23 protein-coding genes and 1 pseudogene are annotated in these 24,265 nt (G+C 53.6%); 7 read left to right on the top strand and 17 right to left on the bottom strand.

All coding sequences use genetic code 11. The features are described from left to right. Positions 1-30: 30 nt before the first annotated feature. From M3G15_RS11280 to cidR, 3 genes are all read right to left on the bottom strand, one after another. On the bottom strand, positions 31-501 hold the full coding sequence (locus M3G15_RS11280) for a MarR family winged helix-turn-helix transcriptional regulator (protein ID WP_260070946.1): 471 nt from the start codon (positions 499-501) through the stop codon (positions 31-33). 178 nt (positions 502-679) lie between these two features. After that, positions 680-1,516, bottom strand: coding sequence for a delta-lactam-biosynthetic de-N-acetylase (gene pdaA, locus M3G15_RS11275; protein WP_009223662.1), 837 nt, complete (start codon positions 1,514-1,516; stop codon positions 680-682). Positions 1,517-1,592: 76 nt separating this feature from the next. Next, positions 1,593-2,486, bottom strand: a complete 894-nt coding sequence (gene cidR, locus M3G15_RS11270) for a cidABC operon transcriptional activator CidR (RefSeq protein ID WP_009223661.1) — start codon at positions 2,484-2,486, stop codon at positions 1,593-1,595. A 140-nt stretch (positions 2,487-2,626) separates the two neighbouring features. Between cidR and M3G15_RS11265 the strand changes: the two genes are divergently transcribed. Both M3G15_RS11265 and M3G15_RS11260 read left to right on the top strand, forming a co-directional pair. Then, the gene (locus tag M3G15_RS11265; RefSeq protein WP_036644313.1) at positions 2,627-2,998 is read left to right on the top strand and encodes a CidA/LrgA family protein; all 372 of its coding nucleotides are present in this window, start codon (positions 2,627-2,629) and stop codon (positions 2,996-2,998) included. Further along, positions 2,995-3,678 (top strand): CidB/LrgB family autolysis modulator, encoded by a 684-nt coding sequence (locus tag M3G15_RS11260; protein WP_009223659.1) that lies wholly within the window; start codon positions 2,995-2,997, stop codon positions 3,676-3,678. The genes M3G15_RS11265 and M3G15_RS11260 overlap by 4 nt, the downstream gene beginning before the upstream one ends. A gap of 343 nt (positions 3,679-4,021) precedes the next feature. Here the strand turns inward: M3G15_RS11260 and M3G15_RS11255 are convergent, their stop codons facing one another. After that, on the bottom strand, positions 4,022-4,999 hold the full coding sequence (locus tag M3G15_RS11255) for a Gfo/Idh/MocA family protein (RefSeq protein WP_260070945.1): 978 nt from the start codon (positions 4,997-4,999) through the stop codon (positions 4,022-4,024). Positions 5,000-5,183: 184 nt separating this feature from the next. Here M3G15_RS11255 and M3G15_RS11250 point away from each other — a divergent pair, with 184 nt between their 5' ends. After that, positions 5,184-5,834: a nitroreductase family protein gene (locus M3G15_RS11250; RefSeq protein WP_260070944.1), complete on the top strand. Its 651-nt coding sequence runs from the start codon at positions 5,184-5,186 to the stop codon at positions 5,832-5,834. Between the two features lie 272 nt (positions 5,835-6,106). Further along, the gene (gene gdhA / locus M3G15_RS11245; protein WP_036644179.1) at positions 6,107-7,483 is read left to right on the top strand and encodes an NADP-specific glutamate dehydrogenase; all 1,377 of its coding nucleotides are present in this window, start codon (positions 6,107-6,109) and stop codon (positions 7,481-7,483) included. A 72-nt stretch (positions 7,484-7,555) separates the two neighbouring features. Here the strand turns inward: gdhA and M3G15_RS11240 are convergent, their stop codons facing one another. The 11 genes from M3G15_RS11240 to M3G15_RS11190 form a co-directional block, all read right to left on the bottom strand. After that, entirely contained in the window at positions 7,556-8,734 is a 1,179-nt protein-coding gene (locus M3G15_RS11240) for an NAD(P)/FAD-dependent oxidoreductase (RefSeq protein WP_009223654.1), read from the bottom strand. Positions 8,735-8,749: 15 nt separating this feature from the next. Continuing rightward, on the bottom strand, positions 8,750-9,190 hold the full coding sequence (locus M3G15_RS11235; protein WP_009223653.1) for a DUF1641 domain-containing protein: 441 nt from the start codon (positions 9,188-9,190) through the stop codon (positions 8,750-8,752). Between the two features lie 219 nt (positions 9,191-9,409). After that, on the bottom strand, positions 9,410-10,309 hold the full coding sequence (gltC, locus tag M3G15_RS11230) for a glutamate biosynthesis transcriptional regulator GltC (protein ID WP_009223652.1): 900 nt from the start codon (positions 10,307-10,309) through the stop codon (positions 9,410-9,412). Positions 10,310-11,065: 756 nt separating this feature from the next. After that, entirely contained in the window at positions 11,066-12,874 is a 1,809-nt protein-coding gene (gene cydC, locus M3G15_RS11225; protein WP_260070943.1) for a thiol reductant ABC exporter subunit CydC, read from the bottom strand. Next, positions 12,871-14,607, bottom strand: a complete 1,737-nt coding sequence (gene cydD / locus M3G15_RS11220; RefSeq protein ID WP_260070942.1) for a thiol reductant ABC exporter subunit CydD — start codon at positions 14,605-14,607, stop codon at positions 12,871-12,873. Before cydD ends, cydC begins: the two co-directional genes overlap by 4 nt. Then, a complete protein-coding gene (cydB, locus tag M3G15_RS11215) occupies positions 14,607-15,623 on the bottom strand; it encodes a cytochrome d ubiquinol oxidase subunit II (protein WP_028539189.1) in 1,017 nt (338 codons plus the stop codon). Before cydB ends, cydD begins: the two co-directional genes overlap by 1 nt. After that, positions 15,610-17,019 carry a cytochrome ubiquinol oxidase subunit I gene (locus M3G15_RS11210; RefSeq protein WP_397376612.1) on the bottom strand — a complete coding sequence of 470 codons (1,410 nt, stop codon included), beginning with the start codon at positions 17,017-17,019 and terminating at the stop codon, positions 15,610-15,612. Before M3G15_RS11210 ends, cydB begins: the two co-directional genes overlap by 14 nt. Before the next feature lie 182 nt (positions 17,020-17,201). After that, positions 17,202-17,582: a nitrous oxide-stimulated promoter family protein gene (locus M3G15_RS11205; protein WP_332306491.1), complete on the bottom strand. Its 381-nt coding sequence runs from the start codon at positions 17,580-17,582 to the stop codon at positions 17,202-17,204. Next, positions 17,569-19,239 carry a hypothetical protein gene (locus M3G15_RS11200; protein WP_260070941.1) on the bottom strand — a complete coding sequence of 557 codons (1,671 nt, stop codon included), beginning with the start codon at positions 19,237-19,239 and terminating at the stop codon, positions 17,569-17,571. The genes M3G15_RS11205 and M3G15_RS11200 overlap by 14 nt, the downstream gene beginning before the upstream one ends. Positions 19,240-19,242: 3 nt before the next feature. After that, complete coding sequence (locus M3G15_RS11195) at positions 19,243-20,031, bottom strand: ABC transporter ATP-binding protein (RefSeq protein WP_397376611.1); 789 nt, start codon at positions 20,029-20,031, stop codon at positions 19,243-19,245. A gap of 135 nt (positions 20,032-20,166) precedes the next feature. Further along, complete coding sequence (locus M3G15_RS11190; RefSeq protein WP_009223644.1) at positions 20,167-21,630, bottom strand: catalase; 1,464 nt, start codon at positions 21,628-21,630, stop codon at positions 20,167-20,169. Between the two features lie 283 nt (positions 21,631-21,913). Here M3G15_RS11190 and M3G15_RS11185 point away from each other — a divergent pair, with 283 nt between their 5' ends. Beyond that, a complete protein-coding gene (locus tag M3G15_RS11185) occupies positions 21,914-22,747 on the top strand; it encodes an aldo/keto reductase (protein ID WP_009223643.1) in 834 nt (277 codons plus the stop codon). Between the two features lie 85 nt (positions 22,748-22,832). Here M3G15_RS11185 and M3G15_RS11180 read toward each other — a convergent pair. After that, positions 22,833-22,985, bottom strand: a pseudogene (locus tag M3G15_RS11180) (Gfo/Idh/MocA family oxidoreductase); the annotation flags it as partial. A 157-nt stretch (positions 22,986-23,142) separates the two neighbouring features. On the opposite strand from M3G15_RS11180, the gene M3G15_RS11175 reads away from it, so the two are divergent. Continuing rightward, entirely contained in the window at positions 23,143-23,271 is a 129-nt protein-coding gene (locus M3G15_RS11175) for a DUF4023 family protein (protein ID WP_016314269.1), read from the top strand. Between the two features lie 83 nt (positions 23,272-23,354). Here M3G15_RS11175 and M3G15_RS11170 read toward each other — a convergent pair whose 3' ends face one another. Next, positions 23,355-23,540 carry a hypothetical protein gene (locus tag M3G15_RS11170; protein ID WP_009223642.1) on the bottom strand — a complete coding sequence of 62 codons (186 nt, stop codon included), beginning with the start codon at positions 23,538-23,540 and terminating at the stop codon, positions 23,355-23,357. 209 nt (positions 23,541-23,749) lie between these two features. On the opposite strand from M3G15_RS11170, the gene M3G15_RS11165 reads away from it, so the two are divergent. Then, positions 23,750-24,259 (top strand): hypothetical protein, encoded by a 510-nt coding sequence (locus tag M3G15_RS11165; RefSeq protein ID WP_009223641.1) that lies wholly within the window; start codon positions 23,750-23,752, stop codon positions 24,257-24,259. The last annotated feature ends 6 nt before the right edge of the window (positions 24,260-24,265 follow it).

Raw genomic sequence — 24,265 nt, 5'->3', positions numbered from 1 at the left:
TTTCCATCATCTCCACATGTTCGATTCGTATCATTGCTCTTGGCTTCTATTCGGATTGGCCCTCATTTCCATATACGTGTAAACCTGCTCCAACAGTTCAATTAACTGCTGGCTCTTCTCCTCGCCTAGGTACTCAACCAATCCCTGGATTTGGGCCGACCTTTTCTTGGCGATCTCCTTGACCTGTGCGATTCCTTGCTCCGTCAGTTTGACGCGAACCGCCCGGCGATCCTCCTTGTCGTTATAACGCAATACCATCCCGCGCTCTTCCAAGCTGCGAACCAGCGGCGTGACCGTCGGGGAAGCGACCTCTAGCATCGCGCTCAGCTCCGAGACCGTTACTCCGCGCTCATCCTTCTCCATGCCATGCAAAATATAAAACATCAATCGGACTTCGCTTGGTTTAAACTCCGATGGTGTTAGTTTGCTAAGATCCATTCTCCGAAAGCGGTGAAACGTCTTCAGCAGTCGATGCGCCTGCGAGTTGTCACCGGTGAACAAATCAATCCCTCCCGTCGATTTATTTTCATAACTTAATAATTAGGTATACTATTAATTCGCAAGCCTAATTATAATAACCTGCCGAAGTGAAGTCAAGCGCCGTCAAATTTCAGACATAGATACAAAAAAAGACCGCACAACCGGACGAACGCCCGATTGTTACGGTCTAAAATGGGAATCAGAGTGAAGGACGCGATTGCCCCGGTTTCAGCTCATACAGACTCTTGAACTCGTAGCCTTGCCGGCGGGCTTCATCGATGATGGCTCCCAGAGCCGCTGCATTGTCCTTGGAGACGGAGTGCAGGAGGATCACGGCGCCGGGATGCAACTGCGATACCACCTTCTGGTAAGCATAATCCGCTCCGCGTTGATCGTTCACATCCCAGTCCTTATAGGCCACGGACCAGAAAACATTCGTATACCCCAACTCCTTCGTTACACGAAGCGTCCGATCGCTGAATATCCCGCGAGGCGGGCGCAAGAAGTCCATCTTAGCCTGCCCGGTGACCTGTGCCGTGGCTTGTTTTACCTTCTCCAGTTCTTCCCGAATTTGGGCGTCGGAGATCGTCGTCATATCCGGGTGGCTCCAGGAGTGGTTGCCGATCAGATGACCTTCGGCGACCATGCGCTTTAGCAGCTCCGGCTGATCCTTGATGTAGTGGCCAGTGACAAAAAATATCGCCGGCACCTTCTTCGCCTTCAACGTATCCAGGATCAGGGCGGTATAACCGTTCTCGTATCCGTTGTCAAACGTCAGGAATAGTTCTTTGCGCGAGGGATCTCCGAAGAAAATCGCGCCGTGCTTATCGATGATATCTTTGAACCCTTCCTCATTAATGGAGGGGAGCTGACCGCCGACGCTTTTTTTGAATCCGAAATGATGAGCGACGTCCGCTTGAGCATCCGCAACAGGGACCCCTGTCCCGAACAGCAAACCGACCAGCAATGAACAGATTAAAGCAAACTTCACAGCTGTCTCTCCTTCATGCTTTTCAAGGTAATCGAAATTCGACATGCGCCCTTACTATCTGTCAAATTCCCGGGAAATATGCACCTTTTCAAGCAACAGCTCACCACATACTCATTCAAATTTATTCCGGATGGGGCGTCAGGACTTCCTGTGCAAACCGGATCCATTCGCGGGTGGCAAAAGACAAATACCGATCGTCACGCCAAATGATGCCAAGCTTCCACGGAATCACCGGGTTGACGAGCGGGATAATCCGCACGCCCTCGTCGTCGATTTCGCGGCAAATCGTTTCCGGCAGTAAAGTGATGCCGAGGCCGACGGCCACCATTTCACTGATCAGATCCCATTGGGAGCTCTCGTAGATGATATGCGGATGAAACCCGACCTTCGCGCACGCCCCGATAATGCGGTCATGCAGCGTAAAGTCCTCACGGAACAACACGAACCCGTCCGGGGCCAGCTCGGCCAATTCCACGCATTCCCGTTCTGCCAGCCGGTGCGAGGGATGGACGACCAAATTCAGCTTCTCCTCAACGAACGGAAAATAGCTCAGCTCCGCCTCCACCGTCGGCAGTACGGCCACGCCCACATCCAATGATCCCTTGGCAACGTCTTGCTCTACTTTTTTGGCGCCGTCCTCAAATAATTGGATCGTAATGTCGGGATAACGTTGATGAAACTCCCCAATCACCCTCGGAAAAAAGCTCGCCCCCACCATCGGCGGCAGCCCGATGCGAAGATGTCCCTTCTTTAAATTTCGTAAGTCGTCAAGCTCTGCCATCAGATTCTGGAAGGAGGTCACGATCTGTTGGGCTTGCGTAGCGATAATCCGTCCCGCATCGGTCAGCTCGATCTTTTTGCCAACGCGGTCAAACAGCACCACCCCAAGCTCCTCCTCCAACGCCTTGATCGTTTTGCTGATGGTAGGTTGCGTGATATACAGCGCCTCAGCCGCCTTCGTGAAGCTGCGCAGCCGTGCGACTTCGATTAAAACCTGCATTTGTCGGATATCCAACCGCCTGCTCCCCTTTAACTCGATTTTCTATAACAGATTGGAATGGTATTTATTCTGTATATTCATTTTACTCATGAAAATAATCGATGTAAAATTTCATTACTAACCAAAACAAGAAGGGAGCCGCTGAAATGAACAAGATGAAAGAGATCGGCATCGGGATTGTTCAAGTCGCCATCCTGTTCTTCGCCGCGATGGCCTTGAATAAGGTCGCGGAGCTGCTCCATTTACCGATACCGGGTTCCATTATTGGCATTGCCGTGCTGTTTATCTTGTTAAAAACAGGCGTCGTCAAGCTGAAATGGATTGAACGGGGCGCCAATTGGCTGCTGGCCGAGCTGCTGCTGTTCTTCGTTCCTGCTGCCGTCGGCGTCATGCAATACATTCCTTTACTCGAAAGTGAAGGCGTACGGATCTTGATTGTGGTCATCCTGAGCACCGTCATCGTTATGGTTTGCTCCGGGCTTGTGGCCACACGCATCGAAAAACGAAAGGAGGGCCGAACCTCATGATCATTGGCGCACTATGTTTAGCTTCTACCCTCATTATCTATGCTTTATCTAAACGGCTGTATCGGATACGGCCAAGAGTGTATCTGTCCCCGTTGCTGATTACCCCGTTGATTCTGGTGATCGGCTTACTCTGGGCGCAGATTCCTTATGAAACTTATCATACCGGCGGAAAATGGCTGAGCAGCCTGCTGCAGCCAGCGACGATCGCGTTTGCCGTTCCGCTGTACAAATACTACAACGTCCTGAAAAAACACGCTGTAGAAATTCTCATTAGCGTACTTAGCGGCTCGGTAGTCGCGATGTTCTCTTCGGCTTTTCTGGCGGAATGGCTGCATCTGGACGCCCAATTGATTAACAGCTTGATTCCACGTTCAATTACGACACCTATCGCGATGAATGTATCGCAGGTGATCGGCGGCGTGCCGAATATTACCGCGGTCTTTGTTATTTTGACCGGCTTGCTTGGTGCCATGCTGGGACCGCTCGTGATGAGACTGTTCCGCATTGAAGGCGAGGTTGCCCGAGGCGTATTGTTCGGCACCAGTGCCCATGGCACCGGAACGTCCAAGGCGTTTGAGCTCAGCACTTTGACCGGGACGATCTCCAGCATCTCCATGATCCTGGCCGCCCTGTTTACATTAGGGGTCGCTCCGATGCTGATCGCTGTGTTGCACTTCTAGCCCTACGGCACTTTCAGCCAATCAGGGTACTTCGTTTAGGTTCCTCCAAATTTCATATATTGATGCTTGAAGCCTCGCCGAAGCGGGGCTCTTTTTTTGTCGCTTAAAATCAAAGACCCCCTTGCCTTACGCCCTTCAGACTGCGGCAATGCGGACAATTTTCTTTGACGCACACCTTTTCCTTCAAGGCCTGAAGATTCCGAATAACGAAGCCTTTGCGGCTGACCTGGACGATGCCTTCCTTGCGGAGGCTGGTCAATTTTGGGCTAGATTTCCCTTCATTCCCTCGTCTCTCCTTTTCCTCTAGACAGAATCAGGATAAGATGGAGAAAAAAATTTTTCCTTACTCCCCAATGCAAACCGGATTCCCCGTCCGGGCCGACTCCAGGGCGGCACAGGTGATCTGCTGCGTTTTCACAGCATCGGCATAATCGGACAAGATCCGCGACGTATCGCCGGTACGCAGGGCATGGATAAACGCCTCCGTTTCAGCTAAGTAGGGGTTGTCCTTCCCCGTGTAGGCCGTCTTGGTCCCCGGCAGATCGATCTCCAGCCGTTCCGGGCTCCAAGACAAAATACCGGCATCGGTATACAATTTCAGCCCTACCTCAGATACGCCGCCGGGCAAGATACAGGTATTGGAGATGGTAGCAACCGCCCCGCTTTGCAGCTTCATCGTGACGGTACCAACATCCGGGACGGTGACGTTATCGAAGCGTTCCTGCACCATGCGATTACCGTAGGCGGCATACACCTCCCGGACCTCGCCGGCGGTATAGCGAAGCAGGTCTACAATATGGGTCGTCTGTTCCACGAACTGTCCGCCGGAACCCTCTTGGCTACGCCACCAGGCCACTTGCGGCATATCGCCCATCCAAGTGCCTAAAGCCATCCCAACCTTCCGGCCTTCCAGCGATTCCTTCAGCTGACGGATCGATTCTTTATAACGAAAATGATAGCCTACCGCATGAACTAACGGCTTTTGCTCCAACCGCGAGAGGATTCGTTGCGGCGTCTCCAAGTCCGCAGCCAGCGGCTTCTCCACGAAAAAGGGAATGCCCCGCTCGATCAGCTCGGTTTCAATCTCCCCGTGCGCCATTGGCGGGATACAGAGGTAAACAGCATCCAGCTTCAACGAGTCCAGCATATCCGTTAGGTTCCCGAAGCCAATCGCCCCTGGGTAGCGGTCCGCCAGGGCCTGTGCTTTTGCGGCCGTCGTTCCGGTAACCCCTGTCACGCGAACGCCGTCCAGACCTGCCAAAATGTCCCCATGCACCTTGCTAAACCAACCTGTTCCAACGATTCCGATCTGCAATGCCATATGTACCCCTCCCTGTATGATCAAACTGTAATCGACCAACTACCTCTTTAAGATACTGTTTATCTTAAGGAACCACAAGTTTTGGGACTCTGCCTTCTCACTTCATTAACTGTACTTGATATTATTACAGTTGCGATTTATACTAGTCACAGGAAAAAAAAGAAAATGAAAGGATGGAGAGAAAATGAGCACGTTAAATCAAGTGGACGCAAAAGATTTTTATACCGTACTCAAAGAAAGACATTCTGTTCGGGTTTACGACCCATCTGTAAAAATCCCACGCGAGGAACTGAAAGAGATCATCGAGCTTTCTTTGTCCGCTCCATCCTCGTCCAATCTGCAGCCATGGCGTTTCTTGATCATCGACGAGCCTGAGCTGAAGCAAAAGCTGCTCCCGATCGCCAACAATCAGCAGCAGGTTGTGGATTCCTCGGCTGTCATTGCGGTATTGGGCGATCTTCGTTCGTATGAACGGGCCGAAGAGATTTATTCCGAGTCTGTGCGGCTGGGTGCAATGACGGAGGAGGTCAAAAATAATTTTGTGGAGCGTCTGCAAAAAGGCTATGGCGGCATGGGACCGGAACGTTTGCATCAAGTCAATCTGTTGGACGCTGGACTGGTGTCGATGCAACTGATGCTGATCGCCAAAGCTAAAGGCTACGACACGGTACCTATGGGCGGATACAATGCGGAGCAATTTGCCGAAGCATTTGACGTACCGGAAACGTTGAAACCGATCTTGCTGATCGCGATTGGTAAAGCGGCAAAACCAGCTCATGCAACGGCGCGTTTGTCGGTAGACCAAGTAACTTATTGGAACTCTTTCCAGAAGTAATTTCCTTAAAAATCAGAACGACCGGAACCGCATGGAGGGATCCTGTGGAGCCGGTCTTTTTTGTCTGAACCGCCCATTCCCCGGACATAATACTCCTGTTCCGCCTTGCCACAAAGCCGTTCTTCCGCTCCAGTTCATCTCATTCGATCATCAAGTTGATCTCAAATTAGCTTTGTTAATAGCTGACATCAATATTACAATAGAGGTCATAATTATCGTGAAATGGTGAACGTACTCATCCGATTACGCACATCAGAAAGGTGGAGTGGATCATGGCTTTAACACAGCAACGCGAAGCAGGCCTGGAGGCGGCTCGCAAATATGTAGATCAGGTATACGAGACCGTTCAAAAACGGAATCCAGGGGAATCGGAATTCCATCAGGCCGTCAAGGAAATCCTTGACTCACTGGTTCCTGTATTCGCCAAACATCCGAAATATCAAGAGCATGGGATTCTCGAACGCATCGTCGAGCCGGAACGAATGATCACTTTCCGCGTCCCTTGGGTGGATGACCAAGGCAAAGTGCAAGTGAACCGCGGCTTCCGGGTTCAATTTAACAGTGCGATTGGTCCTTATAAAGGCGGACTTCGTTTTCACCCGTCTGTCAATGCCAGCATCATCAAATTCCTTGGGTTTGAACAAATTTTCAAGAACTCGTTGACCGGCCAGCCAATCGGCGGCGGCAAAGGCGGATCTGACTTCGATCCGAAAGGCAAATCCGATCTCGAAGTGATGCGCTTTACCCAAAGCTTCATGACGGAGCTGTCCAAATACATCGGTCCAGACACCGACGTGCCTGCAGGCGATATTGGCGTTGGCGCTCGGGAAATCGGCTACATGTTCGGTCAATACAAACGGCTGTATGGCAATGAAACCGGCGTATTGACGGGGAAAGGCTTGAACTACGGCGGCAGCTTGACGCGGACTGAAGCTACCGGCTACGGGCTGGTTTACTTCACCAGCGAAATGCTGGCGAGTCGGGGCGATAGCTTCGCCGGGAAAACCGTCGTCGTCTCCGGTTCCGGGAACGTATCGATCTACGCGATTGAGAAGGCACAACAGCTTGGCGCGAAGGTCGTAGCTTGCAGTGACTCGAACGGATATGTCTACGACAAGAACGGCATTAATCTTGCAACAGTGAAGCGTTTGAAAGAAGTAGAACGCAAGCGGATCAAGGAATACGTGAACGAGCATCCTACTGCTGAATATGTAGAAGGCTGCCAAAATATTTGGAGCATCCCTTGCGACATCGCCTTGCCTTGCGCAACGCAAAACGAAATCAACGAAGCTTCGGCGAAACTGCTGGTGGCCAACGGCGTCAAATATGTAGCTGAAGGAGCCAACATGCCGTCCACGCTGGAAGCTATCGAAGTTTATCTGAACAATGACGTATACTTCGGACCAGCTAAGGCTGCAAATGCCGGCGGGGTTGCCGTTTCCGCTCTGGAAATGGCACAAAACAGCGCAAGACTCGCCTGGTCGTTTGAGGAAGTGGATGCTAAGCTGAAGGACATTATGCGCAACATCTACCAAAGCAGCGTAAACGCGGCTAAAGAATACGGTTATGACGACAACCTGGTTGTCGGCTCCAACATTGCCGGCTTCCTGAAAGTCGCTGACGCAATGATCGCTCACGGGGTTGTATAAAGAGCATAACGTAAAAAAAAGCGTCGCCCAGAGGATTCATCCTCTTGGGCGACGCTTTGTATTTAAGGAGCTTTAGTAAGCCAATGCATCCAGCGCTTTGATGTGGGACAGATAGCGGATGTTACTTGCTTCCTTCATCAACGTAGCTGGCAACCCGCGCAACTGGGTATTGCTTGCCCCGATGGTCGCTACAGCGTCTTTGCGTCCGAGCGAAGCCAGCGTACCGGAGTTGATCGGGCTGAATGCGTTCATCGTCTTGCCGTTGAGATACGCAAACAGATTGTAACCGATCAGCTCGCCCATTTGCCAAGCGATTTGCGCTGTCGGCGGGTAAGGACGACCGTCCGGACCCATAAATACGGCGCTGTCACCCGCAACGAATACGTCCGGATGGGAGACGGACTGCAGGAATTCATTCACCGAAGCACGGCCGCGGTTCACTTCCAGTCCCGATTCGCCAACTAGCGGATTGCCTTGCACGCCGCCCGTCCAAACGAAGGTGTTGGCCACGATCTTTTGCCCATCCTTGAGATCGATCGTGTTGCCTTCCACATTGGTCACCGGCAAGCCGGTCAAGAACTTCACGCCGCGTTTCTCGAGGCTGGCTGTGGCGCGCTCGATCAACTCGTCCGGCAGCACCGGCAAGATCTTAGGTCCAGCTTCCACGAGCATGAGCTTGATCTCGCTTTGAGGTACGCCGTATTTCTTCGTCAGTTCCGGCAGCTTATCCGCGATTTCGCCAACCAGCTCGACGCCAGTCAATCCGCCGCCGCCGATCACGATCGTAGCATCGGCTTCGTTGCCGCTTGCCGCATATTCGCGAATACGCGATTCGATATGCGCATAAATCCGTTTGGCATCGTCCGCCGATTTCAGCACCATGCTGTGCTTCTCCAAGCCCGGGATGCCGAAATACGCAGTAATGCTGCCCAGACCAACCACAAGGGCGTCATAAGACAACACAGTACCGTCGGAGAGCTTAACTTCTTTTTTGTCGACAGAAAAACTCTCAACCTTAGCGATCCGCAAATCGATGTCTTTGCCTTTAAACAGCTTATCGAGCGGCAAGGACACCGCGCGTTCGGAAATGCTGCCTGCGGCAAGGCGATGCAGCTCCGTAATGATTTGATGCGTCGGATATTGGTTCACCACCGTGATCCGCGCCTGCGATTTATCCATAAACTTACGGGCCGACAATGCGCTGAGTACGCCGCCATAGCCGGCGCCCAAAATTAAAATATGTTTTGACATAATCGTATTCCTCCGTTAGTTTTGTTGGCGGTCCCGTTCACCGGACACTTGAAGATACGCGTTAACGAACCGGAGCAGCTTTTGCGTTTGCGGGTCCTTCAGCATCTTCATCAACCCAAACACGCCAATGACTTCTTGGCTGTCCTCGGCACGATCCTTCGCTTCGATGACGTTAGCCGCCAAATGCTTCACCTTGCCAACAACTGGCCCGGCAATTTCCGAAATGGCGCCTACCGTGTCATTCTTCAGAATTTCATCCGTCGCCACCGCTTTGGCAAAATCATACGTTTTCGTCAAAACTCCAACGAGCTCATTTAATTTGGGAAGCTGCTCAACCAGAGCGGTCAGCGATTGCTGCACCTCCGGCTTCAAGAGCTGCTCCAGGAGCTCCTGCTGCCCACTTGCGGTACCAGCTACGGATTGCTCCGTTTTTGTTTCTGTAACTGTCTCTGACATATTCGATTCTCCTTTGCGATAATCTGAGGATTCGCTAGCCGAACTTCTGTTCAAGCATAGTGTTCCTCCTTTGGATGCCTATAACCCATTTTAAGTTAGTGAAAATTTGCACATCTTAAACCTAAACAATCCGAATAAATTGTAACACATTTTCAAGAAAAAAGGACCGTGCAAGTGACAAAATTCACGGCCCTTATCGATATCATTTTTCGATGAATCCTAATTTCCGCATGACAACGGCAGGTTCTCTTTCAAAAAATCATAAAACAGCTTTTCCGTCGGCGCGAGCTCGCGATTCGCCGGAATGATCACCCCAACGTCCCGGGTGACCTGAGGCTCCATCATCGGCAGCGACACGATCGTGGAAGGAATATGCTCGCCGAGCGCAATCTCCGGAAGCAACGTCAACCCCAGCCCGGCGGACACCAGCCCCTTAATCGCGTCCAGATCATCCCCTTCAAACGACACCTTTGGTTGAAATCCGATTTTGTCGCAGGCGTCCACCACGATTTCCCGCAGAACAAAGCCTTTCGGGAATAATACGAATACATCCTCCCGCAGTTCGTCCAGCCCCACGGATTCACGGTCAGCCAAGCGATGTCCGGCAGGCAACAGCACCTTGAACTTTTCGCGGAATAACATTTCCCCTGTGACTTGGGGTTCCCCTTGGGGCACCGGACCAATCATGGCCAGATTCATCAAGCCGCCGCCGACCCAGTCCAGCAGCTCCCGATACGACCCATGCTGCAGTTGAAAATGCACCTCCGGATACCGGCGCCGAAACGCCGACACCACCGTCGGCACCAGGTTGGCCGCCAGACTGCTCGGGAAACCGATGCGGACCGTCCCGCGCTCCGGATCCAGATACTCGTTAATTTCCTGTCGCGCCTGCTCAAGGACCTTCATCATTTGCTCCATATGCTGCAGGAACTGCCGGCCGATGGGTGTCAGCTTCACCTTCCGGCCTTCATGGACAAACAGATCGACGCCTAGCTCTGCCTCCAGCTTAAAGATTTGCCGACTGACCGCCGACTGCGACACATGCAGCGCATACGACGCTTCCGTCACATGCTCCAGCTTGGCCGCCTCGATAAAGTATTGGATTTGTCTGAGCTCCATCCCCTCACCCCGTTAGCTGCATTTTTCAGGCTATACCCGATTGGGATTGACCAAACCCAAACTCTTATAGCTTACACCTCATGTAAATATATTAAGAACCATTATATCGGCTCCCTTGTGAAAACGGAAGCAGAAAAGGCTATTTATTGAGTAATATAACTAGTCCCTTCCTATAGTGGTTATAGTGGTGCCCGAAACGGGGGCTGATGAGCCAAGCGGGGCGACAGACGGGCAAAGTGAAGTTGCAGTTACGCAAAGTGAGGCGCTGACAGTAAAGCGAAGCCGCTGATGAGCAAGGTAGGGCCGCATGAGCTGCAGACGAATAAAGTGTGGTGACAAACAACCTAAGTAAAGACACCAAAACGACCCATGCGAGACACCACGACGCCCCAATCCAGACTACAAAAACTCCCCAAACACCTCAGACGTTCCAACCAAGGATGCAGGCGACTGAAGTGAAGCGCAAACGCCCTCTAAACGACCCTCCAAATGTAAAAGTACAGTTCATTTCACCCATTTTGACCGAAAAAAGGCGAATGGGATGTAAAAGTGCAGTTCATTTCAACGATTTCGTGGTTCCAGGGCAAAATTAGCCGAAATCAACTGCACTTTTGCAGCTCAAAGGGCTCATCGGCCGGAATTTGGCGGAAATCAAATGTACTTTTGCAGTTCGGACATCTTGCTATACTTTTCTTAAATCTAAAAAACGGCGATGCCGGTTTCCCTTGCATCGCCGCCTTATTTTTAGTATGTGTCTTACTCCTCCGGACAATCCAGCCGGTACAAATTGCGGTACCGCGGTTCACGGGCTAGCAGCTCCGCATGGCTGCCGCGCATCACGATCCGTCCGTGCTCCATGAACACGATCTCGTCCATCTTTTCGGCACCAACAAGGTGGTGCGTCACCCAGATGAGCGACTTGCCCTGCGTCGAGCAGAAGATCGTCGCCAGCAGCTCGCGTTCCGTGCGCGGATCGAGGCCGACGGTTGGCTCATCGAGGATGAGCACAGGCGTATCCTGCAGGAGGATCCGCGCCAGGGCGACGCGCTGCCGTTCGCCGCCGGAGAACCGCTGGCCGGTCTCACGCATCGGCGTGTCCAGCCCCTGCGGCAGCGCCGCAATCAACGGGCCGAGCTGCGCCGCCTGCGCGGCCCGCGCGATCTCCTCGTCCGTAGCCGTAGGCCGGCCGAGCCGGATGTTGTTCGCCACCGTGGTGTCGAACAAGTGGGGGCTTTGATTCAGCACGGAGATGACTTCCGGCATCCGCTCGCCGTAGGCGGCGGCTGGGATGTCGTTAATTTCGACCGTGCCTGCGCTTGGGGCAAGCGCCCCCTGGATCAGCTTCAGCAGCGTCGACTTCCCGGCGCCGCTGCGGCCGATCACCATCACCCGCTTGCCCTGCGGGATGTCCAGCGAGACGCCGTCCACGGAATCGGCGTCTTCCGCGGCGTAGGCGAAGCGGACGCCGCGCAGCCGCACCTCGGCGGTGCGGGAAACTCCGCCCGCCACAGCCAGCCCAGCGCCGCCGCCCCCGGTCACGCCGGGGCGGATCGGCCCACCCGCTGCGCCTGGACGCGGGCCACCCGCCGCCGCTGGGCTCGCGCTGGCGCTGTCGCCGCCCGAGATCCGGGCGAGCCGGTCCAGCGACACGCGGTATTGCGGCGTGCGCTCCACCGCTTCGGACACCGGCAAGAACGCGTCCGACAGCGGGAACACGATCAGCACAAACGCCGCAATCAGCGTGGCATCGATCCGACCGGCCGCCGCTTCGCCGCCGGCCCAATACACCATCGATACGACGACGAGGCCCACGACGAAGTGGCCGATAAAGCTGCGCCAGCGGGCCCAAGCCCGCAGCTTGCGGTCCTTGCGCGCCACCGCGACCTCATCCTCCGCATAGGAAGCAAGGAACTCCGCCGAACGGCCGCTGATCACCCAATCGCCGATCCCCATGACGGCATCGGTCAGCTTCTGGTACAGCCCGTTCCGTTCTTGCTTGACCTCCTCGTTCGTCCGCTTCGTCAACCGCAGCGAAATGTACGGGAGCACGACGACGAGCACAAGGATATACGCAGCTAACAGCAGTGAAAACGTCACGTCGAACACGCCCATGGCCACGATCACGGCCGCATAGAGGATCAACGCCACTACGCTCGGAAAGACGGTGCGGATATACACGTTCTGCAGCTGCTCAATATCATCGGCAAGGGCGCCAAGAATATCGCCCGTCCGGAATCGGGAGCGGATGAACAAAGCCTGCGGTTCCAGCACGCGATAGAGCCGCACGCGCATTTTCGCCAAAATCCGCAGCACTGTGTCATGTCCAACCAACCGTTCGACATAATGAATCACCGCCCGCCCGATCCCAAACGTGCGAACGCCAACGATCGGTACATACACAAGCAAGATATTATAGGGCTGCAACGCCGATTTCGAGATCAAGAAACCGGAAGTGAACATCAACATCCCGGCGGAAACCAGCGTTAACACGCCCAGAATCAGATATAACGCAAACCGGCCGCTATACAATTGAAAATAAGGCCGAACCCAGGACTCCTGCTTCATTTGATCTCCTCCCGCTGCGCCGCCGCTAACCGATAATAAGCTCCGCGCTTGGCCATCAGCTCGGCATGCGTCCCTGCCTCAGCCACTCGGCCCTGCTCCATGACAACGATCCGATCCATTTCGCGCATCCAGTGCAGCCGATGGGTCGCCAAAATCACCAGCTTCCCTTCAAACAGAGGCAGCATCGTGTTCTTCAGCTCATATTCCGTCTCGATGTCCAAATGCGCCGTCGGTTCATCGAGCAAAATCACCGGCCGCTTACTAAGCAAAGCCCGGGCCAGCGCCACACACTGCTCCTGACCACCGCTCAATGGACGACCACCGCCGCCAATCCGCTCGTTTAGCCCGCCCGGCAAGCTGCGCACGAGCCCGTCCAGACCGGCTGCCTTCACCGCGCGCTCCACCTCTTCCCGCGTGGCTTCCGGCGCATTAAAGCGGATATTTTCCTCCAAGCTCCCACTGAAAATATACGGTTTCTGCGGGATGTAGGTGATTTGCTCCCGCCAGCCCTGCGCACTCAAATCCCCCAGTTCGGTGCCGTTCAGCACCAACCGGCCCGAAGTTGGCCGCAGAAAACCGCCAAGCACATCGATCAATGTCGATTTGCCGGCCCCGCTTTCGCCGATGATGCCGATTTTGCCCATGCCGCCCAGCGTCAAGTTCACTTCAGCCAAGGAAGGCCTAGCTTCCTCCTCGTGAACGACGCCAACCCCGCGCAGGCTTAACGTGCTTTCCGGTGCCCACGTCCAGTTCATACCGGCCGGAACCGGTGCCGCCTTCGCCGCCTCCTCATCCGCAGTGGCGATGATCTCGTTCATCGCTTCGCCTGCCGCCTTCCCGTCCTGGGTGGCATGGAAGTCAGCGCCAACCATCCGAACGGGCAGGAAGTACTCCGGCGCCAGAATCAGCACGGTCAAGGCCGGCAACAGCACCATCTCGCCATTCACCAATCGAAGCCCCAAGCTGACCGCCACCGAAGCAACGGATAACATCGTAAAGAAGTCCAAAGCAAACGAGGACAGGAAGGCAACCCGCAACGTCTTCATCGTCGCTGACCGGTAAGCGTCGCTGACCCGTTCGATCGACGTGACATGCGATTTGCTGCGTCCCAAGAACTTGAGCGTCTCCAGCCCGCGCAGCGAATCCACGAAATGGTTCGACAACGTCCGGTACGATTTCAACTGCCGCTCAGTCTGCTTGCGCGCCGCCAGCCCGATCAGGATCATAAAGGCGATCAGAATCGGCATCGTAATCGTCAGGATGATCCCGGAAGCCAGATCGAGCTTATACACATAAGCCAAAATCAAGATCGGGGTGATTCCCGTGGCCAGCATGCGCGGCAGGAACAATTCCAGGTAATTGCGATACTTGGTCACCCCTTCAAGCACCAACGTCACCAAATTCCCGGTTCCCGCGGTCCCGGCAAAACGCGGCCCCAGCTGAAACAACTTCTCCAGCACCCGCTCCCGCAAGCTTCGTCCCGTCTCTTCGGCAAAAGCATACGCTATTTTCTGCTGCATCATGCCGCAGCCCTGACGGACGATAAAAGCAAGCAGGAACAAGCCGGCCCCGCCGGCTTGTTCCTGCAGCTTGGCCCCGGCAAACAGGGCGGAGATCACCTCCGCCAACCATTTGGCCTGCCAGATGATTGCAAAGCTCTGAACGAGGGTCAGCAAGGCCATGATCATCATGACCTGCTTGATCCCCGCGATTTTCATTAATCCGCGTCCCATTAATATTCTAAATGCTCCTTCTCGTGTACGCGTTTATGGAATACGAAATAGCTCCATATTTGATAGCCTAACACGAATGGCAATAAGCTGCATGCGACGATCGTCATGACTTTCAGCGAGTAGTGGCCGGAAGAAGCGGTATCGATCGTTAAGGAGAACGCATCGCTAATCGAGCTGACCATCACCCGTGGGAATAGCCCCACAAATACCGCAGCAATCGACAAAGCGATCATCGCACCGGTCATGCCAAACGCCCAGCCGTCTTTTTGCTTACGAATAAACCAGCCTGCCAGGACAAAAGCAACGACGCCCAGTACAGCCACCAGGCTGATCAGCAAGCCGCGCACTTCAAATACGTCGGTTTCGAAGTACGTCAGCACGCCAAAGATCACGAACAGGGCGGCCAGCGGAATAAGCAGCTTGTGAGCCAGCTTACGGGCACGTTCTTGCAAGCTGCCGGTCGTCCGCAAGGAGGCAAACAGCAGCCCGTGAACGAGGCACAGCATCACAACCGTGATCCCGCCGATCAACGTGTACAGGTTCACCATATCAAACAGTCCGGCCTTCATTTCCATGTCTTCGCCAATCGGCAAGCCCTTCAGCAGGCCGGAGAACACAACGCCCAGCAGGAACGGAGGCAACAGGCTGCCGAGGAAGATCGCCCAGTCCCAGGTGCCTTTCCATTTGCCGCTGTCCACCTTGCCGCGAAACTCAAAGGCAACGCCCCGCGCAATCAAGGCGAGAAGCAAAACGACAAGCGGTGTATAGTAGCCGCTGAACAACGTGGCGTACCAGTTCGGAAAAGCGGCGAACATCGCGCCACCGGCGGTCAGCAGCCAAACTTCGTTCGCATCCCAGAACGGGCCAATCGAGTTGATCAGAACCCGGCGTTCCATATCATTCTTGGCCAAAAACTTGGTGCTCATTCCCACCCCGAAGTCGAAGCCTTCCAAGAAGAAGAACCCCACAAACAACACCGCGACAAGGACAAACCAAAGCTCATTAAGAGACATGATATCCCTCCTTACCAAATGGATCCCCGACCTGATCACGGCTGGTGATGGCGATCTCATTGGGTCCTTTCTTGATCACTTTCACGAACAAGTAAGCCATCACCGCGCCAAGCGCCCCATAAATGAGCGTGAAGGCAATCAGGGAGAACAGAATTTGTCCGCCGGTGACGCTTGGCGATACGCTATCCGCGGTCTGCATCAAGCCAAATACCGTCCATGGCTGACGCCCGATCTCCGTCATAATCCAGCCGGAGGTGTTCGCAATAAACGGCAGCGAAATCGACCACAACATGACACGGTAGAACCAGTTGTTTTTGGGGTTCTCAAGCTTTTTGCGCCATGCCAAATACGTTCCGTACATCCCAAGCACGATCATCAAACAGCCGGCGAGAATCATGATCCGGAAGCTCCAGAAGGTCGTCCGTACCGGAGGAATGTAGTCGCCAGGACCATAAGTTTGTTCATATTCGGCCTGCAGCTCGTGCATGCCTTTAACCTCACCGGAGAACTTACTGTAAGACAGGAAGCTCAGCAGGTAAGGAATTTTGATCTCAAAATTGTTCTTCCCATCGTCCGAATCAATATGGGCATATAGCGTCCAAGGCGCAGGGTCACCCGACTTGCCCCACAGCCCTTCGGAAGCCGCCATTTTCATCGGCTGCGTCTTCACCAGGTACTGCGCTTGTTGGTGACCAAACAACGCCGTGGCGAACGAAGCGATCAAGGCCACGATAATGCCGATCGTAAACGATTTTTTGAAGAACGCCACATCTTGACGTTTCATCAATTTATAAGCGCTGACCCCAGCGATCAAGAAAGCTCCTGTGGCAAAAGCGCCCAACACGGTATGCGGGAATTCCACCCACAATTGCCCGTTGCTGATCAAAGCGAAGAAGTCGTTCATTTCTGCGCGGCCGTTGTTGATCTCGAAACCAACCGGACGTTGCATAAACGAGTTCGCGGCCAAAATCCAGAACGCCGAGACGGTCGTCCCTAAAGCAACTAGCCAAATACACAACAGGTGCACTTTTTTGGACAAACGATCCCAACCGAAGATCCACAGCCCAATAAATGTTGATTCCATAAAGAAGGCAAACAGCGCCTCCACCGCCAGCGGCGCACCAAATACGTCGCCAACAAAGCGAGAGTAATCCGACCAGTTCATCCCGAACTGGAATTCTTGGAGAATCCCCGTCACGACCCCTACCGCAAAGTTGATAAGGAACAGTTTCCCCCAAAACTTGGCCATCCGTTTGTATTCTTCTTTGCCCTTCACGACGTACATCGTTTCCATGATGGCGATCAGCACCACCAGGCCGATGGACAAGGGTACGAAGAAGAAATGGAAAATCGTTGTCACCGCAAACTGAAGGCGAGCAAGCACAATCGGATCCAGCATTTCTTTTCCCCTACTTTCAAATAATTATTATCTAATGTGAATTCTATCACTGATCCATGAAAACGAACGGGGAAAAAGTAATAATTTTGTGACAGAAATCACATGAGAAATGTCACAATTCCGAACATGGCCTGAAACCCGCATCAGATCAACGTTTTTTGAGGGTCGTACAATTTATGACATTACTGTGAATGGCCCTTCTTCACGCCATCGAGGAGGTGCATCAGGGTTAACACCGGGTGCCGCCACAGCATCCGCGGTCCGGCAAAAGCCATCACCCGGCGAATCCGCTCCCGCTGGACCGGCGCATAACAATGCACAGGGCACGCCAGGCACGTGGTCTTGCCTTCACCAAACCGGCAGCGGTCAAGCCGCTGCTCAGCATATCGGTGAAGCTCGGCGCACTCGTCGCATAACAACACTGTCGCAGGATGATGAACCGCTGCGCGCCTGTGGGTCCGCTCCCTGTCGCCATGTTCCTTACGACAATATAAGGCGATCATTCGGGTCACAGTATTCTTTTCCCGGCGAATTCGCGGCCCGTTGTTCTTAGTCATTGCCATCCGGTCTTGCCACCTTCTTCGTTCCCTGCGTCCGAAAAGCCAGTCTCCATCCCAGCCATGTCCCTGCGATCATCAGCAGCCCGTAGGCCACAACCCCAAACGGAAGCGACGTTGCAAGCCAATGCAGCAAGCCAAATCCGCCGAGCAGCAGCATCAACCCCATGAAAACAAAGGATTGGTTTTGCTGCCCCGCCGCTTCAAAGGGTTCAGAGAAAGGTAGTCCCTTGCGCATGCATAGGAAACAAAGAATCGCGTAAGCAAACATCGCGAGTCCTGCCACAATCAAGTCAGGGATAATGGACGCTCCGAACAGCACGGCAAAAATCGCCGCCTCCACCACATACAAAGGCAGCATAAGCCGAACCAAGCTCGCCAGCAAGGCCCCTTTGTAAATAGACGCTTCGCTGGTGATCGGGGCGGTCCGGTAGATCCAAGCCGCTTTATATCGGGAGGAGTAACGCAGCATCATGATGAGCGTTGGCAGCATAATCCCGCTAAAATAAATGAACAAATACGAACGGGAACCGGAGATCCCTTCCAAGCCCTGATCGAGTCCGTTCGAGAATAAGAAGATGAAAGGAAACACGATAGAGAAGCCCAGGGAAGGGTACACCTTCAGCTTAAACTCACGCTCCGTTCCCAGCATCGACCAGGTGAAACGGAAGAAGGCGCTCTCCTGCGGCGTGGAGCATAGCCAATCGGAGATTCGGCGCAGCATCTTCCCCGACCGCTGCCCGCTCTTCGCGCTGGGTTCTGCCAGCTTCTGCAGGTTCCGCTCCAACGCCGGCATCAGCTTCAGGTACAGCAGGAACGCGGCCAGCGGAACAACGACGGACAGCACCGCCAGACCGGCATACGTCATACCTTCTCCCGGGTGAAGCAGCGTTTGGAAGGAAGCGCCCACCCATACCGGCGGCACCAGGTACTGCCACCACGCCGGCTTGAAGACGATGTCCATCTCCGTGAAGTCGAACAGCCGGACCAACACCTGATAACCTACCGCAATCGTGATTGTCATCCCGATTTGCACGTAATTGATCATATCCTTCAGCTTCTCACCGTCAAAAAACCGCAGCACGACCAAATACAACAGCGCGGTTAACACCACGATCAACAGATCCATCAGGATCAGCTCCAGCAGCATCAGAGCAAAGAACCCGATCCCTTGCCGGAATAATCCGACCGCCAGCGGAATCACCGCGATGGCTCCGGTCAAAAAGAACAAATAAATAAAAATATGTACCGTCTTCGCCATCGTGAGCGTGCGGCGGTTGATCGGCTTCGTCGCCAAAATGCTCCGATCCCGAATATCCAGCAGCACCGAGGAGAAATCGGAGATCATCGAAGTCATGACCATAAACATCATAATGCCGAACAAGATGCTCATCTGAAACAGCAGATTGTCCCCCATCAGCACGAACATCGAGCTAAATCCGCCAAACAGGACGTACAACCACAGCGAGCGCAGAAACTGGTTGCTCTCCGCGGTATCCTGTTTCCGCTTCTGATTTGAACTTTTGGCCAGCGTAGGCTTCCTTCTCGCATCCATCGCCAGCTTTACCTGAACGATTCGGCGCATCACCGAATAATCCACGCCCATCTTCTCGAATGCACCACGGAACCGGTCCAACACTAGCAAGCTCTTCATTTCTTCCATCCGCTACACCTCTTGCACGATCGATACAAGCCGGCTGGCAATATCCTGATGCTCATTAAATCCGGTCAACTGGTTGAAGATCTGTTCCAGCGAACCTTCATGGTTCTGGGCCTTTAACTCGTCAAAGCTGCCGTCGGCCACAATGCGTCCTCCGTCCAGCAGGACGATCCGGCTGCTGATCTTCTCGACCACGTCCATGATATGAGAGGAGTAAAAAATCGCCTTGCCTTGCGACGCCAAGAGAGCAAGCACTTCTTTAACGACCATGACACTGTTGGCGTCAAGCCCGCTCAGCGGCTCGTCCAGGAACAGCACGTCCGGATTATGCAGCAGGCTGGAAATCAGCAGCACCTTTTGCTTCATGCCCTTAGAGAACGTCGAAATTCGGGAGTTAAAAACGTCACCGAGGCCAAATTCCGTCATCATTCGCCGGGATTTCATCTCTGCGTCATCGGCGGATAAGCCGTACAGCTCGCCAATGAAGGTCAAGTATTCACATGCCGTCAACGTATCGTAAAGCTCGGCGATTTCCGGGACGTATCCGATACGCTTCTTGTAGCTAACGTCGCCGTCACCGGGATTTTGGCCAAATACCCGGACCTCGCCTTGATACCCTTCGACCAGGCCTAGCATAATCTTGACGGTCGTGCTCTTGCCCGCCCCGTTGGGCCCGATGTAACCGATAATCTGACCCGGATACACCTCCAAATCCACGCCGTTCAGAACGTGATGTCCCCCATAGCTCATGCGCAAATCCGTCAGCTTAATCACTGGATCCTTTGTTGTCATCATCGATTCAACTCCTTTCTACTGCTCTCATTTTACCATACATTTCCTCACGCCCGCGGCTGAAATCTTCACACAAAAAGGCACCTCCCGATCCCAAAAGGTACGGAAGATGCCTTCTTTATATAAAAGGGATATCGATTATCCCTGAGCATTGGATGGAATAAAGCCACTGATATCTACGCCAAGACCTTGCGCCAGGCGCATGCCGTATTCTTTGTCAGCTCGGAAGAAGTTGCACACCGCGCGCAGCTGAACTTGCTCCGGTGTCTGCTTCAAATCGTTCACCAGGTTGGAGATCAAATGATCCTTCTCCTCAGCCGTAAAGCTCCGGTACAGCTCGCCTGCTTGCGTAAAATCATCCGTTTTGGCGATTCTCTCGCGGCCGATATTTCCGCTGACTGGCACTACGCTGTCACGATAGGCCGGATCTTCCTTCGGGCTGGAGTCGAAGCTGTTCGGCTCGTAATTGATTGGAGACGGATCCTGCTTCACGTTCATGAAGCCGTCCCGCTGATGGTTGCGGACCGGGGCATACGGGCAGTTGATCGGGATTTGCAAATAGTTAGCACCAAGCCGGTAACGCTGGGTATCCGGGTAAGAGAACAACCGGCCTTGCAGCAGCTTATCCTCGGACGGTTCGATGCCAGGTACGAGCACGCTTGGCGAGAACGCCGACTGCTCAACTTCCGCGAAGAAGTTCTGCGGATTACGGTTCAGCGTCATCGTGCCGATTTTGATCAAGGGATAGCTGTCTTCCGGCCATACCTTCGTGGGATCCAGCGGATCGAAGCCCCAACGATCCAGATCCTCCACTGGCATGAGCTGTACATTCAACTCCCACTGCGGGAATTCCCCGCGCGCAATATGGTCGTACAGGTCGCGAGTCGCATGATTGAAATCTCGACCTTGTACTTCTTGAGCTTCCGCCGCCGAGAGGTTCTTTACCCCCTGCTTCGTTTTCCAGGTGTATTTGACGTACGTGATCTTGCCTTCGGCATTGATCCACTTAAATGCATGCACGCCAAAGCCGTCCATCTGGCGGTAATTCGCCGGCGTCCCATAGTCCGAGAACACCCAGGTCATCATATGCGTCGATTCGGTGGACAGAGTCATGAAATCCCAATACCGCGCCGGGTCTTGGATGTTCGTGTCCGGAGCCGGCTTCAGCGAGTGCACCATGTCCGGAAATTTAATCGCGTCGCGGATAAAGAAGACCGGAAGATGGTTACCCACCAAATCGTAGTTGCCTTCCTCCGTATAAAACTTCACCGCAAATCCCCGCGGGTCACGCGCCGTTTCCGGAGAGCCTTGCCCGTGAATGACCGTAGAGAAACGGACGAACACCGGAGTTTCGCGTCCTACCTCCTGCAGGAAATGAGCTTTCGTGAACTCCTTCATGCTGCGCTCAGTAACAAATACCCCATGGGCGCCTGCCCCCCGGGCATGCACGACGCGTTCCGGAATCCGTTCGCGGTCGAAATGGCCCAGCTTCTCCAGCAGATGGTAATCCTCCAACAGTGTAGGGCCGCGCTGCCCTACCGTCCGAGAATTTTGATTATCGCCTACCGGAGCTCCCGTATTCGTTGTCAGCCGGTTATCCATGAAATCATCCCTTTCGATTTATTATTACACTAAGACTTATTCTAAAAACTATAATAAATAGTACCATGCCCCCCCTCTAAACTGCATGAAGGTTCCATGAGGGGTTGATGAAGATTGTTCAGCTGCCTTCTTTTTACCCTCCATTATTGAGAATATGGGAGGACCTGCGTGAGTATGTTAATTCTGTGACATCTGTCGTCTGAAGTCATTTGAAAAATGTACCAATTGATGCTATACTCTCCCTGAAATTAGGAAACATTCACCAAAGAAGGAGCGACGCGTCATGGAATTCATCACTTTAAATAATGGTTTACAGATGCCGCAGCTAGGGTTCGGAGTTTGGCAGGTGCCTGATGAGGAGGCTACGGCCGCAGTCGCCAAGGCGCTGGAGGTAGGTTACACCTCCATCGACACGGCGATGATCTACCGCAACGAGGTGGGGGTCGGCAAGGCGATTAAGCAGTCCGGTATCCCTCGTGAGAAGCTGTTCATCACCACGAAAGTATGGAACAGCGACCAGGGTTACGACAGTACGCTCCGAGCTTATGACGAAAGTCTGGCTAGACTTGGTCTCGATTATGTCGATTTGTACTTGATTCACTGGCCGATGCCAAAAGTCGACCGGTACGTGGAAACCTACAAGGCGTTGGAGAAGCTGTACCGCGATGGACGCGTTAAAGCGATTGGCGTATGCAATTTCGAAATCGAGCATTTGGAGCGTCTGCTGAATGAAACGGAAATTAAGCCGGTGTTGAACCAGGTGGAATGCCATCCGCACCTGACTCAGACCGAATTGAAAGCGTTCTGCGCCAAGCATGATATTTACATCGAAGCCTGGAGCCCGCTGGAGCAAGGCGGTGAGGTGCTGACCGATGCGGTGGTGAAGTCCATCGCCGAAGCCCATGGTAAGACGCCGGCACAGGTTGTCCTCCGCTGGCATCTGCAGAACAATACGATCGTGATCCCGAAATCGGTCACCCCGTCTCGGATTGAGGAGAACTTTAACGTGTTCGACTTCCAGCTGTCGGACGCTGAAATGGAGCAGATTAGCGGCTTGAACCTCAATCGCCGCAAAGGCTCGCATCCGAATGACATGTACGTTGGTAAGCCGGAATAAGGCTTCTGTCCAAATACAAAAACGCGGGTTGCCTGAGCGCTCTCAAGCAAACCCGCGTTTTATTTTTCAAATCTATAACTCGACCGTACATAAACGCTTCTGCCAGCAGGACCCCGGCTTTGTCCGCGGCCGCTGCCATTTCCTCCGCCTTGGCGGCCGTCAACGCCAGCGGCTTCTCGCACAATACATGTTTGCCCGCTTCAGCGGCACGAATCGCCCATTCCTTATGCAAGTGGTTCCGTGGTTGTCCCCTTCATTGTACATGTCCGAAGAAGGCAAGTATAGAGCATCCCGACCTGATGAAAAAGGCATGAACGGGGTATAGTAATCCAGAAGAGTCGGATCTATGTGGATCTGCAACCTACCCTATTTCAAGCAAGGAGACGATCAACCTCATGGAAAATCTGCACGAATTTGTCGAGAAGGTTCACGATCAACAGGAGAAGCAAGCCAAAAACAAAAAGCGCGGGCACGGCAACCCGGCCGGCCAGCTTCCAACCAAGCAGCACGGCACGCAAAAATAACATCAAAGTATCTTAGCTACTTCAAGATGGCATCGCCGAAAAAAGCCGCTCACAATCCTGTGCAGCGGCTTTCGGCTTTCGGCTTATCCCTCGTACTTATCATGGCCGGAAATGTATTCGTTCAGCGTCTCTCCGCCTTCAGTGCTATGGTTCTTGATCGTCGCCAAGCGTCCGTTCTGCGCTTCTCCGCCGTTACCGGTCGTTTGATTCTGCCCGTTGCTGCTGCCGTTTCCGGTGCCCGGCTTGCGATGCTGCTTGTTATTTCCCATGTTGTTCTAACCTCCTCAGTAGGATCTGATGGATGGAAAGGCCGCCCTGCCTGTTCCTTCGGTTAGCGTTTCTTCCCCGGGCTGTTTTTATTCCAAGGCAGGGGAACTGGACTAAAGTCCAGCTCTTGTCTCCCCCAGAGACTGAAGTCTTCTTTCGGCTTTTGTAGTATGCTGATCACAGATAAGTACATAAACAAAGGAGTTTGCGTATGAATTGGAATAAAAAATCATGGATTGGGCCCGTGCTCATCCTGCTAGGCCTCTATCTCTTCTTCTTCCGCAAGGAAGCGATCAGCGCGGGAACGCTGTTCGGCACCTTCTGGCCGACCTTATTTGTCCTTCCGCTCGGTCTGTTCTTCCACTGGTTGTATTTCTCGGTCGTTGGGCGCAAGGCAACCGGGCTGCTCATCCCCGGGGGAATTCTCTTCACCGTCGGGCTCGTCTGTCAACTTTCAACATTATTTGACAGCTGGCAGTACCTGTGGCCCGGCTTCATTCTGGCTCCGGCCGTGGGGTTGTTCGAGTTTTACTGGTTCGGGAACCGCAATAAATACCTGCTGATCCCGATCAACATTTTGACCGTGCTTTCGTTATTGTTCTTCGCCGTCTTCTCGCTGGGCGCGTTGTACAACCGCCTGATCTTCGGCCAACCGTTATTAGCGATTGCCTTGATCGCTATCGGTGCAGGGCTGATGATTGCGCCGAAGCGACGGTCTTAACGCCCC

The organism is Paenibacillus sp. p3-SID1389 (assembly GCF_025151705.1).
Classification (GTDB): Bacteria; Bacillota; Bacilli; order Paenibacillales; family Paenibacillaceae; genus Fontibacillus; species Fontibacillus phoenicis.
Note: the sequence above shows the minus strand (reverse complement) of the source record. Positions and strands in the feature narration are given on the sequence as shown.

Excerpts from the sequence above, each read along its gene's own strand:
- M3G15_RS11250 (WP_260070944.1), top strand. The coding sequence starts at position 5,184 with ATGAGCACGTTAAATCAAGTGGACGCAAAAGATTTTTATACCGTACTC.
- M3G15_RS11240 (WP_009223654.1), bottom strand. The coding sequence starts at position 8,734 with ATGTCAAAACATATTTTAATTTTGGGCGCCGGCTATGGCGGCGTACTC.
- M3G15_RS11260 (WP_009223659.1), top strand. The coding sequence starts at position 2,995 with ATGATCATTGGCGCACTATGTTTAGCTTCTACCCTCATTATCTATGCT.
- M3G15_RS11175 (WP_016314269.1), top strand. The coding sequence starts at position 23,143 with ATGGAAAATCTGCACGAATTTGTCGAGAAGGTTCACGATCAACAGGAG.
- M3G15_RS11235 (WP_009223653.1), bottom strand. The coding sequence starts at position 9,190 with ATGTCAGAGACAGTTACAGAAACAAAAACGGAGCAATCCGTAGCTGGT.
- M3G15_RS11205 (WP_332306491.1), bottom strand. The coding sequence starts at position 17,582 with ATGGCAATGACTAAGAACAACGGGCCGCGAATTCGCCGGGAAAAGAAT.
- pdaA (WP_009223662.1), bottom strand. The coding sequence starts at position 1,516 with ATGTCGAATTTCGATTACCTTGAAAAGCATGAAGGAGAGACAGCTGTG.
- M3G15_RS11200 (WP_260070941.1), bottom strand. The coding sequence starts at position 19,239 with ATGGAAGAAATGAAGAGCTTGCTAGTGTTGGACCGGTTCCGTGGTGCA.
- cydC (WP_260070943.1), bottom strand. The coding sequence starts at position 12,874 with ATGAAGCAGGAGTCCTGGGTTCGGCCTTATTTTCAATTGTATAGCGGC.
- M3G15_RS11170 (WP_009223642.1), bottom strand. The coding sequence starts at position 23,540 with ATGGGAAATAACAAGCAGCATCGCAAGCCGGGCACCGGAAACGGCAGC.
- gltC (WP_009223652.1), bottom strand. The coding sequence starts at position 10,309 with ATGGAGCTCAGACAAATCCAATACTTTATCGAGGCGGCCAAGCTGGAG.
- M3G15_RS11165 (WP_009223641.1), top strand. The coding sequence starts at position 23,750 with ATGAATTGGAATAAAAAATCATGGATTGGGCCCGTGCTCATCCTGCTA.
- gdhA (WP_036644179.1), top strand. The coding sequence starts at position 6,107 with ATGGCTTTAACACAGCAACGCGAAGCAGGCCTGGAGGCGGCTCGCAAA.
- M3G15_RS11185 (WP_009223643.1), top strand. The coding sequence starts at position 21,914 with ATGGAATTCATCACTTTAAATAATGGTTTACAGATGCCGCAGCTAGGG.
- M3G15_RS11195 (WP_397376611.1), bottom strand. The coding sequence starts at position 20,031 with ATGATGACAACAAAGGATCCAGTGATTAAGCTGACGGATTTGCGCATG.
- M3G15_RS11210 (WP_397376612.1), bottom strand. The coding sequence starts at position 17,019 with ATGCTGGATCCGATTGTGCTTGCTCGCCTTCAGTTTGCGGTGACAACG.
- M3G15_RS11255 (WP_260070945.1), bottom strand. The coding sequence starts at position 4,999 with ATGGCATTGCAGATCGGAATCGTTGGAACAGGTTGGTTTAGCAAGGTG.
- M3G15_RS11265 (WP_036644313.1), top strand. The coding sequence starts at position 2,627 with ATGAAAGAGATCGGCATCGGGATTGTTCAAGTCGCCATCCTGTTCTTC.
- M3G15_RS11190 (WP_009223644.1), bottom strand. The coding sequence starts at position 21,630 with ATGGATAACCGGCTGACAACGAATACGGGAGCTCCGGTAGGCGATAAT.
- cydD (WP_260070942.1), bottom strand. The coding sequence starts at position 14,607 with ATGGGACGCGGATTAATGAAAATCGCGGGGATCAAGCAGGTCATGATG.